The following is a 16,159-nucleotide window of genomic DNA, read 5'->3' as shown; positions in this document are numbered from 1 at the left end:
CAACAGCTATGTCTCGCGTGGCTACGGCCTGTTTTCGCAGTTGGTGGCCATTCATCTCACCTTCATCACGCTCGCCACACTCACCGTGACGTTGCGTGAGGGACGCGGCTACGCGGCGGCGGCGCTGTCCCTGGCGGCGCTCGTCCTCTCGCATCTGCTGTTCGGGGTGATCATCGCCGTCTTGAGTGTGCTGCTCTGGCTGCTCGGCGATCATCCGCGGACATGGGGCCCGCGACTGGTGCGGCTGGCCGTCGTAGGGATGGTTGCCGGCGTGCTCGCGTCGTACATGCTCATTCCCTTTGTGCTCTCCAGCAAGGCGTGGTTGAGCACCATGCCCTGGGTGAAGCTCAGTGGAACGCCATCGTGGCGCGTCACGGAGCAGACATTGAGCGGGGGCATGTACGATCTGGGGCGCCTACCAGTTCTGACGTTCCTGGTCGCTGCCGGCGTTGTTGCGGCCGCTATCTCACGGGACGCGCGCTCCCGTTTTGCGGCCGTGGGGCTGCTGGTCTGTGTCGCCCTGTACCTGGTTCGCCCCGACGCGACCGTTTTGGGACGTTTGCTGCCGGCGCACAACGGCTTTGTGAGCTATCGCTTTCTGAGTGCCATTGGCGTGCTGTCCGTGCTGGTCATGGGCCTCGGGGCCGATGCGCTGTGGCGTCTCATGGCGCGGGTGCCGACCCTGCGCGGGACAACGGGCGCCGTGGTTGGCCTGTTGGCGTTTGGGCTGCTGCTTACCCCGGCATTAGTGGAGCGCTGGGGCTATTACCGCGACCAGCGAGATGTCGTGGAGGAATCGCGGGCGGCACTGGCGGCGGCACCGGGACTCGCCGAGGTGCTGGCGCGGGTGGAGGCGACCTCGGGGGGACGTGTTTACGCCGGGCCTGTGACCACACGCAGCTGCCCCATGCGAGTGGGCCCCGGCTTGTGCGTTTCGGATCTGCTCAATGCGCGTGGCGTGTCCACGGTGGGAAATCCCATGCAGGGGCTCGCCCTGTCATCTGGTCTGATCAAGGAGATCCCGGCTGGCAATCCGGCGATGTACGATCTCTTTGACGTGCGCACGGTGGTCATTGGCAGCGATCGCGTGGTGCCGTCATTTCTGCAGCCGGTACTCAAGGCGGGCGACTACGCGCTGTATGCGGTGCCCACGTCGGGAGTGGCACAGTATGTGGGCGTGAACGCCCGGCGAGCGACCAATCGTCAGGATACGCTGTATTTCGCACACGACGCCTGGGTGCGCGCCGGCGGTGCGGCGTCGCACCTGGTGACCCGTTGGGACTATCGTGTGCCGTTGGCGCCTCACGTGCCCCGCGCACTCTGTCCCGGCAATCCCCGCACGGTGCGGGAAGAGGTCACCAGTCAGTCGGTGATGGTGGACGTCGGGTGTGCTGCGCCTTCCGGTGACACGCTGGCTGTCGCGCTCAAGATGTCGTACCACCCGCAGTGGGAGGTCACGGTGGATGGCGCCGCGGTGCAGCCGTATATGGTGTCTCCCGGCTTTCTGGCGGTGGATGTTGCACCTGGCGCCCACCGGATTGCGGCACGCTATCGCGCCCATCCGGCCAAGCTTCCCCTGCTGCTGCTTGGCCTTGTGGTGGTGGTGGCGGTGGCGCTGCTGAAAGATCGGATGGACGCACCGGCACAGTGGTGGCTGCGTCGAGTGGCTTGATGGCCCGCACCGCGAGATAGTAGCCGCTGCGGAACTGCAGCGGGGTATCGTTGAGCCACCGGTCCCACCATCCGAACAGACGAAGCAGCAGCGGAGACACACTGTTGCTCCGTCGCGCGTACCAATCGCTGGCCCAGATGGCCGGCGCGCGCGGCACGTGCCCCATGCTGCCCACGTGCGTGACCTCCAGCCCCAGCGCGGTGAGTGTCTGTCGAGCATCCGCGCGGCTGTAGGTGGCCCCCACGAAATACGGCACCAGCCCAATGCGCGTGAGCCACGAAAACGGAAGCGCATTGCGGAGCCACACCAGTGGGTTGTGCGGATTGTCGAAGGTGACCACCAGACAACCACCGGGACGCAGACAGCGCACCAGTTCGGCCAAGGCGACGGCGATATCGTGATGCCGCTCGAAATGGTCGAGTGAGGACCCGGACAAAATGCGGGCAACGCTGTGATTCGCGAACGGCAACGTCCGCAGGTCTGATACGGCGAGCGGGGGGGCATGCGTCGTGTTTCGTTCGCGGCGCAGGCGCTCGGAGGCGGCCCGCACGACGGCCAACGAGAGGTCCATGCCGACGGCGTTCTGCCCCAGCGCCCCGAACAGGTGCAGTGGCGTGACCGCCTCTTCGAACAGGTCGGTCTTGAGCGTCAGCCCCTCGGGTGTGCCGGTAAACCAGCGGTCGGCCAGTGCGGTGTAGCACTGCTGCATGTACGCGCGCCAGGTGGACGACTGCCGGTCGGTGCCAAAGTGATCGGCAATGCCATCCCAATACGCCTGCTGCTGCGAAGACGGCTCCTGCATGCTCACAGGGCGGCCAGCTCTTCGCCAGGATTGACGAACCGCTCCCGCACCACGCGCTGCTGCTGCGCGTAGAGTTGCGCATATCTCCCTTGTTGGGCCAACAAGGTGTCGTGTGCGCCGCGCTCAATGATGGCGCCGTGTTCGAGCACCAGAATCTGATCGGCGCCCACGATGGTGCTGAGTCGGTGTGCAATGACAAAGGTGGTACGCCCGGCTCGGAGCCGTTCCAGCCCGGCCTGAATGCGGGCTTCGCTTTCGCTGTCGAGGCTGGAGGTGGCTTCGTCGAGCAGCAGAATGGCGGGGTCCGCCAGCAGCGCGCGCGCAATGGCCACGCGTTGACGCTGGCCACCGGAGAGCTTCACGCCACGCTCACCAACCACGGTGTCAAAGCCGTTGGGCAACCGCGTGATGAACTCATCGCAATGGGCCAGCGCGGCCACGCGATCGACATCATCGTTCGAGGCGCCAGGACGTGCGAAGCGGATGTTCTCGCGAATCGTATCGTCGAAAAGCACGGTGTCCTGCAACACAATGCCCACCTGCGATCGGAAGCCGCGCTGCGACAGCGTGGAGAGATCGAGCCCATCGACCACGATGCGCCCCGATGCCGGCTGATGAAACGTGGCCAGCAGCCCCAGGAGTGTACTCTTGCCGGACCCGCTGGCTCCGACGAGCGCGGTGGTGCTGCCGGCGGGCGCGTCGAAGCTGATATCACGCAACACCGGAACGCCCGGCTGGTACGCGAAGCTCACGTGCTCCATTCGCACATGCCCCGTGAGCGGAGGAACGGCTGCCTGTCCGGTGGCCAGCTGGTCCTCCGTGGGCTGATCGAGAAGCTCCCGTGCCCGTTCCAACCCCGCAATGGCGTCGGACAGCTGTGTGCCGATCTGGGCCACCTGAATGAGCGGCGCGGCGGCCAGTCCGGTGAACAGCGCGTACATCGCGAGTTCACCCACGGTGAGTGACCCCGCGAGCACCGCACGCCCCCCAAACACGATGAGGGTGGCACTGATCCCCCCGACGGCCAGCGTGGTCAACGAACTCACTAGCGACCACCCCGTCACGGTACGTGCCACCAGCCGCAGGATGGCGTGAGCGCCGCGCGTGAATACCACGTCTTCGCGCCGTTCGGCCACGTACGTCTTGACCACGCGAATCCCGCCCAGCGCTTCGCCCAACCGTCCGGCCAGTTTGGCAAACGCCACACTGCGCGCCCGGTTCACCGGACGCAGCTGAGCAAAGGCATACGCCACGCCGGCCCCGATGAGCGCCATGAACAGCAGCATCACGAGCGTCATGCGCCAATCCAGCCACATCAGCACACCAAATGCCGCGAGGCTGGTGATGAGGTTGCCCACCAGCTGCACAAAACCCGACCCAATGAGATTCCGGATTCCGTCCGGATCGGAGAGGATGCGCGATGTCAGGGCGCCGGTCTGCACCGACTCGAAATACGTGGTGGGCAATCGCAAGACATGGGCGGCCAGACGACGGCGCCAGTCACTCACCACCCGTTGGGCGGTGACCCCAAGCCATTGGCCAACCAGAAAAGCGCTGAGCGCCTGCACCGCCGTGGCGCCAAGCACCGTCAGTGCGAGTGGGATCAGCAGTTCTGTGCGACGCTCCACCAGCACGTGATCAATGAACCACCGCGAGGACGCGGGAAGGACCAGACCAGCCAGCCGGCCAACAAGCGTGAGGGCAATGCCCCCCAGCAAGACGGTGCGGTATTGCCGGAAGAGTGCCGCCGCTTCACCCCACGCCACGGTACGCATGGTCCCGGTGCCGGCGCCAGGCTGCGGGGCGTCGAGCAGATCTTCCGCATTCAGGTTGCGGTCGCCGCGCGGGATCATCCGGAAGGGTGAAGACATTCCAGCAAAGATGGGCAACCCGCACAGCTGGCACCACCATCTACAGGCGAACGGCCGCTGCGCGTGGGTCCACGAGCGTACCACCCCAGGTGAACGGATCTACATCGGCCACCGTGTGCGAGAGGGTCCAGGCGTGACCAGCAGGATCCCGCACGGTGGCCTGACGCTCTCCGAAGGGGTAGTCGGTCGGCGCTGAGAGCCCGCTGGCCCCCGACGCGAGGGCGCGGGCGTACACATCATCAACGTTGGCGACACGGATGAGCAATGTGGCCGGCGGCCGACCACCGGTGGCGGGCGCGCTTGCCGGGTCCCACGCGGCCACCACCACCGCGCCATTCCCCACCGTCAACTGCACCCGTTCGCCGGGGACCCGCAGCCGCTCCTCGCACCCCAGGACCTCGCGTAGCCAGTGCGCCGCCGCTTCAACGTCCGGGTAGCTGCGGGTCGGGATCAGTGTCGCGTCGGGCATGGATCGGTTGCGCGTCAGCGGTGCGGCCGTGGTGCGTTCGACCGCCGCCCACTGGTCCGCCAACCGCTCCGTCAGCCGCTGGCCCAGTGCGTCCAGCACCAGGGGCCACCCCACGGCGTGGCGATCGCGGGCGGCGACGGAGCTGAACCCTTCGTGGGTGAGGGTACAGCGCGTACGACCGTCATCCTCGCGCGCCAGACGCACCGTGAGCACCGTCTCCGCTCCTTCCGTGCCCAGAGTTCCGGTTACCCAGGTGCACTGCATCAGTCGCTCCGACTCGAGCGCCAGAAAGCGGCCGTAATGCGGATGGCGCGTGGGTGCGGTTGGCTCGGCTGCCGGCTCCACCACCTCGAAAAAGAATGGCGCTCCGACCTGCAGTGACAGGCGGACACTCTCCGCCTCGGCAAACCACAAGCCCCAGCCGGTCGTCCACGCGAGGTACACGCGGGACGTGGGGTGGGGCAGGAGACACTCACAGGTCAGCGACAACGGAGGCATGAGGAGAACGGAAAGAGTGTATGCGGAGCACTGTCCTGCTCCTTGGCGTGCTTAGTGCTGTCCCCATGTACGACGCCCTCGCGGGACTACGGCAGGAGCAGGTGCCGTGGCCATGCGCTATCGCTTGGTGGCCACCAGAATGGCGCCCACCGGGTGACCCGTGCCAAAACGGGTCGTGGCATCGGACGCGCTGAGAAAGCGGATCTCCCGGATATTGGCGGCGGGGACGGCGGTGAGTGTCATTCGTTCTCCGGCCCGCACGCCGTCTACGTAAATCACGATGTTGGTGCCGGTCGCACCCTCGCCCGTAGAACCGTTTCGGGTGCGTAGCATGGATGGGCGCAATTGCTGAATGACCTCCAGCGCGTTCTGCGCCCCCGTGCCGGGAATCTCGGCCGCCACAATCACATTGGCGCTGCCGCGGGGGCCAGCCGCCGCCGTCATGGAGGCGGTGGCGGACGTCCCTGCCGAACCGCCGCCGCTGGCACAGCCGCTGAGCACGAGTACGAGCAGCAGCACAGGAGTACGGGACATGAGGCACTTGCTCCAGCAGAGGTGGGGCGCAGCGATCAGGTGACGTGGTGCCCCCGCAATTGGCGGCGACGACAGAGGATTCGCCAGTGTGCCGGGGCCGACGGCGGGAGGGTGGCAGATTGACACGCTGTTGTCCGTTGCCAGACTTGACTAGCATAGGTCGCATGCCTCTGACCGATTATCAGCAGCGGGTGGACCGCTGGATCAGCCAGTTCGAAGAAGGTTACTTCCATCCGCTCACGAATCTTGCCCGACTCACGGAAGAGGTCGGTGAGTTCGCGCGCGAAGTGAATCATCGGTTCGGCCAGAAAACCAAGAAAGCCGATGAGCCTGACGCCGATTTGGCCATGGAAATGGCGGACATCATGTTCGTGCTGATTTGCATGGCCAATCGCGAAGGGATCAATCTCGACGAGGCGTTTGCCCGCATGATGACGAAGGTGGAGACGCGCGACGCCAATCGCTGGACCCGCAAGCCTTCGCTGCCCTGACCCTCCACGCTGGATCTGTTCAATGCCTGCTCCTGTTTCTTCGTTGCCGTTCCGACTCGCCCGCACGCTGCTCTCTGCGGCCGCGGCGGCGCTGTTGGTGTCGTGTGGTGACAGCAGCACCGAACCACCGGCACCCGAGCTGTTTGAAACCGTGGTGGTGTTCGGCGCGAGTCTTGATGACACGGGCAACGCGTGCAATACCCTGCCCACGGCGTGCCCACCGTTCCCGTACGCAAATGCCCGCTACTCAAATGGGCCGCTCTGGGTGGAGCAAATGGCCACGGCGCTGAACGCCCGCGTAGCGCCGGCGCGCGGCGGTGGGACCAACTACGCGTTCGCCAGCGCCCGCACCGGCCCCATTACGGGCACCACACAGGCCGCCCCCAACATGATCCAGCAGGTGGATCTCTATGCGGAGAACGGCGACACGAAGTACCGCGATATCACGCTCTACGTGATCAATGCGGCCACGGTGGGGAACGACATCGTGGACGGTCTGCTGCTGGGACGCACCAATCCGCAGGCGCCCGCTACGGTCATTGCGGGCGCGGTGACCAACGTGGCCACCATGGTGAGCAAGCTGTACGCGGCTGGCGCCCGTCACATTCTGCTGCTCAACAGCACAGACATCGGCCGCACCCCGCTGGTCGCGGCTCAGGGGCTGCTTGCCGCCTCAACGGCCACGGCGCTGTCATTGCAGTTCAACGCGGCGCTCTCGGCGCAGTTGCCCGCGTTGCGCACCGCATCACCGGGGCTCACGATTTATCTGGTGGATCAAGGGGCGCTGACGGCGCAAGTTGTGGCCAATCCGTCGTCGTTCGGATTCACCAATGTATCCGCGGCGTGCCTGTCCCGGTCACCCGCCGCGCTGTGCAGTGCACCGGCCACGTATCTCTTCTGGGATGATTTCCATCCCACAGAAGCCGCGGGCAAAATCGTGTCGCAGCGCGCGTTGGCTGCCCTGGGACGCTGAACCGTGTGCCAGGCGAGCGGCTCCACGGCCTCCCGCTCGTCTGCCGCTACCGTTGCATCATTTCAATGATCTGATCCCGCAGCGTGCCAACGCCAAACGGTTTGGCGAGGAAACGGGTTGCGGGATCATCGCTAATCTGCGTCAGCGCGTCATCCCGATCGTAACCACTGACAATGATGACGGGCAATGTCGGATGCGAGGTGCGCAGTGTGGCCAGGACCTCCGCGCCGCCCATGCCCGGCATGGTGAGGTCGAGCAACACGACAGACACCTTGGCCGCATGGCGACGGAACTGCTCCAGCCCCTGCGCCCCATTCTCTGCCTCCACCACACTGAGCCCCATGCGTCGGGCTACCCGAGCGGCCACCTCGCGAATGGGCGCTTCGTCATCCACCACCAGCAGGGTGCCGGACAGTGCAGTACGCGGGGGGGCCGAGTGACGGCCTTCCGCCGTCGCGGGCGCCGCGGCCTGGCGCAGAAAAATGTCGAAGCGGGTGCCGTCGGCGCCGGTATGGGCCAAGGCCAGGACGCCGTCGAGCGTACCGATAATGCCGCGTACCGCGCTGAGCCCCAGTCCGCGCCCCGATGACTTGGTGGTGAAGAACGGATCGAAGATCCGCGCGCGCACGACGTCGGGAATTCCAGTTCCGGTGTCTTCCACACTCAGCTGCCACCATCCATGGGGCGCCGTCGTGTCCAGGTTCTGCGCCTCGGGCGCTTCGCAGGCTGCGGCGCGTACCGATACACGCCCCGGATGATCACCGATGGCCTCGACGGCGTTGGTGAGCAGGTTGAGGAACACTTGAGACAACTGCGCCGGATCGAGCTCCACCCAGAGCGCGTCGGGCATGGCCGCTACATCCAGCTCCACTTTCTTGGAGTGCGACGCCTGCACCATGGGCAGAATATCCCTGATGATCTCTCGCGCATCGACGACTTCCCGTCGCAAGCTGGCCCGGCCTGCGTACGCCAGCATCTGGCGGGTGAGTTCGGACGCCCGCCGACTGGACACCGTGATGCGATCGAGCGCCTGCGCCGTCTCCGACTCATCGGCCACCGTCTCGCGTGCCAGATCGGCGTTGCCGATGATCGCCCCGAGAATGTTGTTGAAGTCGTGGGCAATACCGCCGGCCATGATGCCCAGACTCTCCAACTTCTGGGCCTGTTGCACCGAGGCATCCCGGGCGCGTCGCTCGGCTTCCGCGCGGGCCCGCTCTGTGAGGTCTGTGCCAATAAGCCCTGTGGCGTAGGTAGTACCGTCGTCGCGGAGCAAGGGGAACGCGACCATCTGCCAGCCGTGGGTGCCACCCAGCAACTCCAGCTCCACTTCCTGTTCCACCACGCCATCCATTGCCCGTGAACGTGCAAGCAGCGACGCAATGAGAGACGTGGACTCGCCGAACAGGTCAGGCAACATCCGCTCCGACGCGGCCCCGGCCGGCACACCCGTCAGCAACGCGACACGCGCATTGGCCAGCAGGATGCGATCATCCAATCCCACCACCAGTACGAGCGTTGCCGTGTTGTTCACGAGGTCTTGCAGCAACGCACGACTGCTCTGCGCTTCCACCAATGCGGTCTGTGTGGCTTGTACCTGCGACTCCAGGCGACCGTACAATGAATCCAGTTGTTCCGTCATGACGTTGAAGGCGTCGGCGAGTTGTCCCACCTCATCGTCACCCGTGACTGGCGTACGCACACCAAAGTTCCCGGCGGCCACTTTCGACGCCGCATTGGCAACGCTGAGTACCGGCGCCGTAAATCGACGCGTGATGGCGGTGACGCCAAGCGCGAGCAACGCCGTGGCCACGAGCCCCAACAACAGCGTTTCGGTGAGGAGTTTCCGCGCTGGCGCCAAGGCCGCCGCCAGCGGCGTCTCCACGACCAGCGCGAGTTCCAGTTCAGGAATCCAGCGCCATGCCCCCAGTACGGCGCGGCCGGCGTAGTCGTCGTAGATGCCCGTGCCGGTGCCGCCCTTGAGCGCGAGGTCGATTGCCAGACTATGCACACCGCGGCTCACCCCATCTCGGCCGAATCGTTGGGCCGATACAAATTCGGCAAACCGATTGACCAGATACGCATCGGTGGGGAGCGACAGACTGACCGGGTGCCGCACGACCGCTTCCATGCGCGTGAGATCGAGATGGCCCGCCAGGAGTCCAACCGTGGTGCCGTTTCGCCGGATCGGGGCCGCAATGGTGAGTCGCGGCCGACCGGTCGTGGCACTCAGGTAGATCTTCTGGATGTACGTGCCTCGGCGTCCTTCCAGATAGAACTCTTCCTCCACGGCATAGCGCCCCAACGATGTACTATCGGTGGAGCGAACGACGAGTCCTCCCGGGACGAGGATCTGTTGGACTTCCTCAACATCCAGAACAGGAGCCAGCGCGGGGCGAAACGCGTTGCGGTCAATGTCCGTGGGGAGCGGGGTGTCGCTCTCGGACCACCGCGCCGCCTCCAACTGCATCAGTGACTGCTGCTGTGCAAGCCACTGCGCGGCACTTTGGGCCTCCTCGGTGGCATCGGTCTCCAGTTGTCGACTGACGCGCTCCCGTAATGCGGCCGACGCCGTGCGGTATGACGCCCACCCGCCCAATGCCGCAATGCCGAAGCTGACCGCAAAGACAGCCGCTGACAGTCTGGCGGTCAAACTCCCATTTCGCGTGCCCGGCATCAACGACGCGGATCGAGCGTCACGCGAAACACCAGTGAATCACCACTCATCTCGAGCAGCGTGGCGCCGCGGATCGGGCTTCCGGTGCCGTTGAACTGGTAGCTCGCAAAGGCGCCGTCGAAGGGCGCCCCGGTTTGCAACGCACGCACCAACGACACCCCGGACTTGGCGCGCGCCTTTTCAGCGGCCCGGGCAATCAGGCGGATGGCGTCATAGGTGGCGGCGCCGGTGGCCCGCGGGCGTTCTCCCAAATACAACGCCGCCCAATGGTCACGGAACATCCGGACGCCATCGCGATCACTGCGGCCATCCCAATTGCCTACGATGATGCTGCCGTTCACCTGCTCCCGCCCACGCAACGCAATGGCGTCCCAGGCATCACTGCCCAACAGTCGTCCGCGGAAACCGGCGCCGCGCAGAATGCGCACCTGCGAGGAGTCCCGCACCGAAAAGTTGGGGAGCAAAATGGCATCCGGGTTTCCGGCCAGCAGGCGCATGATCTGCGCCCGTTGGTCGGCAGGATCATCCACATTGTACGTCTCAATCCCAACCATGCGCCCGCCGAGCGCCGTGAAGGTTCGGCTAAAGAGCTCAATGATGCCCCGGCCGTACTGGCTGGCGGCATTGAAGAGCACCCCGGTGCGTCGCACCCCAAGCGAATCGTAGGCGAACCGGGCCAGCGCGTTGCCCTGATCCGCGTCGAGAAACGCCAGTCGCGTGATGTAGCTTCGTCCCTCCGTCACGGCGGGGCTGGAGGCCATTGGCGCCACCAGCGGAATCTGGGACGCTTCAGCCACCGCGCCCGCGGCAAGAGCGAGACCGCTGAACTGGGGGCCAACCAGCACGTCGACGGAGTCCAGATTGATCAGCGCCCGCGCAGCGGCGGCAGCGGCATCCGGGCGATTCGCCGTTTCCCGGTCCAGCAACGTGATGCGATGACTCACCCCGCCAATCACCACGCCGCCGGTGGCATTGAGTTCCTCCACCGCCATCCGGGCCCCCAGACGCGCAGGCATTCCTGAAGAGGTGCGGGCCGTTCCCTCAAAGACGCCAATGAGGCCGATGCGCAGCTCTGGGTCCCGCGGCGACTCGCAGCCAACGCATGCCGCGGCGAGCAGAATGAACGGGCAGGAAAAACGTCGGCGAGCAAGAAGCATGGGGGACGATAGGGAGCGGAGGAATTGTTGGCAATGCGATCATTGCTCCGCGATGCAGAAAGACGCGAAGCGGCGCATGTTCCTGCTATGTCCTTCCGACTCATTCCAGATACGAGAATGCTAATCGCCGCGCGGGTCCCATGCTGACGTTCTGGGCGTACGGTATGGTGATCGTGTTCATGACCCTCATCATGACCAAGCGGCTCTCACCGCTGACGGCACTGATTCTGGTCCCCACCACCATTGGCTTGCTCGCCGGCTTTGGGTCTACGCTGGGTGAAATGATGATCCAGGGGATCACGAAGCTCGCCCCCACGGGGGTGATGCTGCTGTTCGCGATCCTGTTCTTTGCCGTCATGATTGACGCGGGGCTGTTTGCGCCCATTGTGTCGCGCCTGGTGTCGCTGGTGCACGGCGACCCGGTCAAGGTCGTGGTGGGGACGGCTGTCCTGGCGCTGGTGGTGTCGCTGGACGGTGACGGCTCCACCACCTACATGATTACGACGGCGGCCATGCTGCCGCTGTACCGCGCGCTTGGGATGCGTCCGCTGATACTGGCCTGCGTGACGATGTTGTCATCGGGGATCATGAACATTCTGCCCTGGGGCGGACCCACCGCGCGCGCCGCCAGTGCATTGAGTGTGGACGTGAGCGACGTGTTCATTCCCATGGTTCCCGTGATGGCGGCCGGTGTGGCGTGGGTCCTGTTTGCGGCCTACCGACTGGGAGTGGCGGAGCGGCGCCGACTGGCCGGGACGAGCGCCGTGGCGGGTGAGGCAGTACTGCAGGAAGAGTTGGCCAACCCCACGTACCATGAGGACACCGCGCACCGTCGGCCGGACCGCTTGTGGGTCAACGCGGTGCTCACCGTCGTGTTGCTCGCCGCCTTGATCGGGGCGCTCCTGCCGCTGCCGGTGTTGTTCATGCTGGGCTTTGCGGTGGCGGTCATGGTGAACTATCCCAGCATCGATCAGCAGAAAGCGCTGCTGTCACGCCACGCGGGGAATGTGCTGGCAGTGGTGGGGCTCATCTTTGCGGCGGGCATCTTCACCGGCATCCTGTCGGGCACCAAAATGGTGGACGCGATGGCGAGCAGCGTGGTGGCGCTGGTGCCGCCCGCGCTTGGTCCGTATCTGGCCATCGTCACGGGCGTGCTCAGCGTTCCGTTCACGTTCTTCATTTCCAACGACGCGTTCTACTTTGGCGTGTTGCCCATTCTGGCGAAGGCCGGTGAGGCCTACGGCATCACGGCGGCCGAGATTGCTCGTGCGTCGCTCGTGGGGCAACCGGTGCATCTCCTCAGCCCTCTGGTGCCGTCCACGTTTCTCCTCGTTGGCCTGGCGGGTGTGGACTTTGACGATCATCAGCGCTTTACCCTCAAGTGGGCGCTGCTCTCGACGCTGGTGCTCCTGCTCGCCGGCCTCGCCTTGCTGGTCATCCCTCTCATCGGACGTCGCTGAGGACCTCCATGTACGATCACATCTCCTGGCTGCGTGGCGAGTTGTCGCGCTCGGTCTTTGGCGGCGCGTGGCATGGCCCGTCGCTGCTGGAGGCACTCGCAGAGATTGGTCCGCACGATGCGTCGGCGGTTGCGATTCCCGGGGCGCATAGCATCCGCGATATCGCGCTGCACGCGGTGGCCTGGATGGAGGAAGTACAGCGTCGTCTCACGGGCGCCGAACCGGGGATGCCGACGCGGGGCGATTGGCCGGAGGGAACAACGGCAACAGCGGAGGAATGGAACGCGGTTCGCGAACTCGTTGCCCATACGGCCACTGCCCTCGATGCCGACCTCTCGGTGTTTCCCGCCGCCAGACTCTCGGATTATGTAGGGCAGGGCGCGATGCACGATGCGCCCCTGGGTACCGGTGTCACGTATATCGTGATGCTCAATGGGGTCGTGCAGCATAACGTGTATCACGCCGGGCAGATCGTGCTGATGGCCCGCGCACTGCGCCGGTAACCCGGGAGTCGCGCCGACTTACTTCGGGAGCGGATGTGGCCAGGCCAACGGCACACCGGCCGTGATGAGTTGGCGCTGCAACGCTTCGATGTGCGCGGCCTGCGCATGCACGGCATGTGGGGTGGTACGCTGCGCCAGACAGTACGCCACCAGATGACCGGCGCTTTCGCCAATGTTCCACTCAATCGGATGCAGCCGGTAGCAGCCGTTGGTCAGGTGTGTCACCCCAATGTTCTTGCATACCGGGAGCACATTCTCCATGCGCTCGGGAAGCAGGGCGCCCAGCGGAATCTGAAACGGCAGCGTTGCCCCGTACTGCCCGCGATCACCGCGGGTGGTCAGATGCAGATCCATGCTGTAGTGCCCAATGCCAACGCTGTCGGCAAATGGTGCCGCGGTCACGGCCTCGCGGGAGGCACCGGTCTCGCGAAGCCGCGCGTCGAGGGTCACATGCTGCTCGCATACGGTGAAGCGCGCGCGGATCCGCCGGCTCTCCCGAATGTACGGGTACTTGGCGAAGCCGTCGGTCGTCCCCATGACATCATGTCGCAGCCGCAAACCACGCCAGCCCGCGCCGCCGTCGGGACGCGGGCATTCCGTTTGCAACCAGTAGAGCAGGGAGACGCCCAGCTCTTTGGCGCGCGACACATGCTGTGCTGCTTCCTGGGGTGACACGTCAATCAGTGAGCCAAAGGAATAATCGTTCTGCCCCCAGTTCACGATGGTTACATCGCTCGCGTGCGTTCCCGGAACAAACTGCGTGCGGTCAATGATCCGCCGGTATGACCAATAACCGGTACGTGCTACGGGATTGAAGCCCAGTCGTGCCGACCCCGGATCATCAAAGCTGAGCAAGCGGGTTGGCGTATCACTACCTGGCACCTGCACCATGGTGTTGCGCCATGTCTCGTACGCCGCCGGGCGATCTCCCACGTGGTCCTCACCATCGCGATGCTCCATGGCAAAACACACGGTGAAGGCCTGCACGTTATCGGGCTCCGCCACGTCCTTGGCATGGGGTTCGCCGGTCATCGCCCGCGATTCCGCGCCAGTCACGTACTCCGTGCCACTCATGGGGAGCAGGTCCCCCAGCTCCGTGGCGTCGGCGTAGAAGGGGGCGGTGAGCCACCGACGCTCTCCGTCGAGCAGTGAACGCACTTCCACACCAAGGATGCGATCACCCTGCACCTGCACCTGACGCGCCACATGCTGAAGCAAAAGGCGGAGCTGTCCCGATGCCACATAGGGCGCGAACTGCGCTTCCAATACGCCCAGCGAGACTCGTGGCTCGCAACACAGTCGCGACACCCAGCCGTTCCCCGGGTTGAGCCGCGGGTTGGCGCGGGCGGCGGCCGTCAGTGGGGTCTGCGTGCGATAGTAGCTCCGAATCGCGTCCCGCAGTGCGAGATAACTCCGGGTGCCGCCAATGGATTCAATCCACGCGTTCTCATCTGGGGGGACCGCCTGCTGTGTGAGCTGGCCACCAATCCAGTCGGTCTCCTCGGTCATGATCACGCGAAGGCCACGCTGCAAGGCCGCCAGTGCGGCGGCGCAGCCACCAAGACCTCCGCCAACAATAACCAGATCGGCAGTGGACTCCGCGGCCGGCGTCAGGCGCCCCCGGACGCACGCCGGCGCCACCCATAACGCTGGCAGGAGCGCCGAGGCGTTCCGCAGAAACGTGCGACGATCCGTCACTCGCGCGGTCTACTTCGTCCAGAAGGCGATGACACCGCACCCCGTCATGCCAGCGCCAAAAACAGGCGGCACTTGTCCGGCGGCATAGATCTCCACGCCCATCAGGTCCGACGGACGTACCATCGCGTCGATGTCGCCAATGGAGAAGGGGGCGATGCCGTTGAAGGCCAGCTGCACCGGGAACGCGTTGAGGAAAACGGACGGAGTACAGCGCGGTGAAAACAATCCGCGCATGGACAGCTCCTGCTCCGGACCACCGGCACGCTCCACATACACCCCGGGCACCGTCCACATGAGTTCCGACACCACCACGATATTCCGACGCGCAATCGTTTCGGCTGAAAAGAAGCGCCCAATACCGGACTGCGCGCGCTGTTTCATTTCCTGCAGGGTGCTGTAGCGCTCGTAGTTGGCCAGCACCTTGACGGTGTCGAGCACCGACTTGAACGTGCGCATCTCGGCGAGAACCGCTGGTGCGTTCTCCACCACATCGAGCGGCGTGCGCTGCGGATAATATCCAACGGCGCGCACCTCGAGGAGGCGGGTGCCCGCCGGCGCATCGGGGATGACGAACTCTCCCTTCGCGTTGGTGCGGGTGGTTGGCCCATGCACCACACTCACTGTGGCGTTCTCCAGCGGTCGGCCACTCCCTTCGCGCAGGACCGTTCCCGTGATGGGCATGGTGGCGGCACGTCCTACAAACAGTTCGCGCCGCAACAGCGCATCCGACACGATCGGAATTTCCACCAACGCTGTGCTGTCTTCACCGGCGCGCGCCGCCAGTTGGACAAATCCGTCGCTCGGGATGTTGCACACGCCATACCAGCCATTCGCCCCCGTCGCGGTGACCCGGCGGGCAATGCGCGGCACCATCCGCCGCCCGCCCAACTCATACTCCAGCCATTCCACGGCCACGGTGGCATTCGCCAACGGGGCACGCGTTTCGGCATCGCGCACAAACCCCATGATCAGCGTGCCAGGATTTCCTGGTGCTGGTGCACCACACACGCCTTCGCGGATTCGCACAGCCGACGGTACGCTGAGCAAGACATCTGACAGGTCACGCGACACATCGAGACCGCGCGCCAGCGGGTCGAGTCCCAGCGAGTCGAGCACTGGGTGGTGGAACCCCAGCAGATAGCGACCGGCGGGGACATCGCTGAACGAGTACCGTCCGTCCGCATCGGTTACGGTCATGCGACCGCCCGTCCTGCCCGCGTTGTCCACCAGCTGGACCACCGCGCGAACCAATGGAAAGCCGGTGGTGCTGTCGTGTACCATGCCGGAGATGCGCATGCCTTGGGCGCTCGGGCGCTCCGCCGCCGCCGTCGAGAACGGCGCGACTGGCTGAGCCATT

General features: G+C 65.2%; 12 protein-coding genes. 4 read left to right on the top strand and 8 right to left on the bottom strand.

The genetic code is table 11. The features are described from left to right. Positions 1-1,454: 1,454 nt before the first annotated feature. From GEMMAAP_RS20990 to GEMMAAP_RS16990, 4 genes are all read right to left on the bottom strand, one after another. Positions 1,455-2,474 (bottom strand): class I SAM-dependent methyltransferase, encoded by a 1,020-nt coding sequence (locus GEMMAAP_RS20990; protein WP_075071555.1) that lies wholly within the window; start codon positions 2,472-2,474, stop codon positions 1,455-1,457. Between the two features lie 2 nt (positions 2,475-2,476). After that, positions 2,477-4,345 (bottom strand): ABC transporter ATP-binding protein, encoded by a 1,869-nt coding sequence (locus tag GEMMAAP_RS17005; protein ID WP_238588155.1) that lies wholly within the window; start codon positions 4,343-4,345, stop codon positions 2,477-2,479. Positions 4,346-4,385: 40 nt separating this feature from the next. Continuing rightward, positions 4,386-5,312, bottom strand: coding sequence for an SRPBCC domain-containing protein (locus GEMMAAP_RS20835; RefSeq protein WP_202969159.1), 927 nt, complete (start codon positions 5,310-5,312; stop codon positions 4,386-4,388). 117 nt (positions 5,313-5,429) lie between these two features. Beyond that, on the bottom strand, positions 5,430-5,846 hold the full coding sequence (locus GEMMAAP_RS16990; RefSeq protein WP_145979206.1) for a TonB-dependent receptor plug domain-containing protein: 417 nt from the start codon (positions 5,844-5,846) through the stop codon (positions 5,430-5,432). A gap of 164 nt (positions 5,847-6,010) precedes the next feature. Between GEMMAAP_RS16990 and GEMMAAP_RS16985 the strand changes: the two genes are divergently transcribed. Both GEMMAAP_RS16985 and GEMMAAP_RS16980 read left to right on the top strand, forming a co-directional pair. After that, positions 6,011-6,337: a nucleotide pyrophosphohydrolase gene (locus GEMMAAP_RS16985; RefSeq protein ID WP_026848252.1), complete on the top strand. Its 327-nt coding sequence runs from the start codon at positions 6,011-6,013 to the stop codon at positions 6,335-6,337. A gap of 22 nt (positions 6,338-6,359) precedes the next feature. Then, positions 6,360-7,310, top strand: coding sequence for an SGNH/GDSL hydrolase family protein (locus tag GEMMAAP_RS16980; RefSeq protein ID WP_145979205.1), 951 nt, complete (start codon positions 6,360-6,362; stop codon positions 7,308-7,310). 46 nt (positions 7,311-7,356) lie between these two features. Here GEMMAAP_RS16980 and GEMMAAP_RS16975 read toward each other — a convergent pair whose 3' ends face one another. Both GEMMAAP_RS16975 and GEMMAAP_RS16970 read right to left on the bottom strand, forming a co-directional pair. Then, on the bottom strand, positions 7,357-9,960 hold the full coding sequence (locus GEMMAAP_RS16975; protein ID WP_158514910.1) for a response regulator: 2,604 nt from the start codon (positions 9,958-9,960) through the stop codon (positions 7,357-7,359). A 23-nt stretch (positions 9,961-9,983) separates the two neighbouring features. Then, the gene (locus GEMMAAP_RS16970; protein ID WP_026848255.1) at positions 9,984-11,141 is read right to left on the bottom strand and encodes an ABC transporter substrate-binding protein; all 1,158 of its coding nucleotides are present in this window, start codon (positions 11,139-11,141) and stop codon (positions 9,984-9,986) included. Positions 11,142-11,281: 140 nt separating this feature from the next. Here GEMMAAP_RS16970 and GEMMAAP_RS16965 point away from each other — a divergent pair, with 140 nt between their 5' ends. Both GEMMAAP_RS16965 and GEMMAAP_RS16960 read left to right on the top strand, forming a co-directional pair. Next, positions 11,282-12,601 carry a CitMHS family transporter gene (locus GEMMAAP_RS16965; protein WP_026848256.1) on the top strand — a complete coding sequence of 440 codons (1,320 nt, stop codon included), beginning with the start codon at positions 11,282-11,284 and terminating at the stop codon, positions 12,599-12,601. An 8-nt stretch (positions 12,602-12,609) separates the two neighbouring features. Then, complete coding sequence (locus GEMMAAP_RS16960; protein ID WP_026848257.1) at positions 12,610-13,104, top strand: DinB family protein; 495 nt, start codon at positions 12,610-12,612, stop codon at positions 13,102-13,104. A gap of 18 nt (positions 13,105-13,122) precedes the next feature. Here the strand turns inward: GEMMAAP_RS16960 and GEMMAAP_RS16955 are convergent, their stop codons facing one another. Next, positions 13,123-14,802 (bottom strand): FAD-dependent oxidoreductase, encoded by a 1,680-nt coding sequence (locus GEMMAAP_RS16955; RefSeq protein WP_202969158.1) that lies wholly within the window; start codon positions 14,800-14,802, stop codon positions 13,123-13,125. A gap of 9 nt (positions 14,803-14,811) precedes the next feature. Next, on the bottom strand, positions 14,812-16,158 hold the full coding sequence (locus GEMMAAP_RS16950) for an MSCRAMM family protein (protein ID WP_026848259.1): 1,347 nt from the start codon (positions 16,156-16,158) through the stop codon (positions 14,812-14,814). Position 16,159 lies beyond the last annotated feature (1 nt).

The sequence above is a fragment of the Gemmatimonas phototrophica genome (genome assembly GCF_000695095.2).
GTDB classification, from domain to species: Bacteria; Gemmatimonadota; Gemmatimonadetes; order Gemmatimonadales; family Gemmatimonadaceae; genus Gemmatimonas; species Gemmatimonas phototrophica.
The sequence above is the reverse complement of the archived record's forward strand: the minus strand, read 5'-3'. Positions and strand labels throughout refer to the sequence as shown.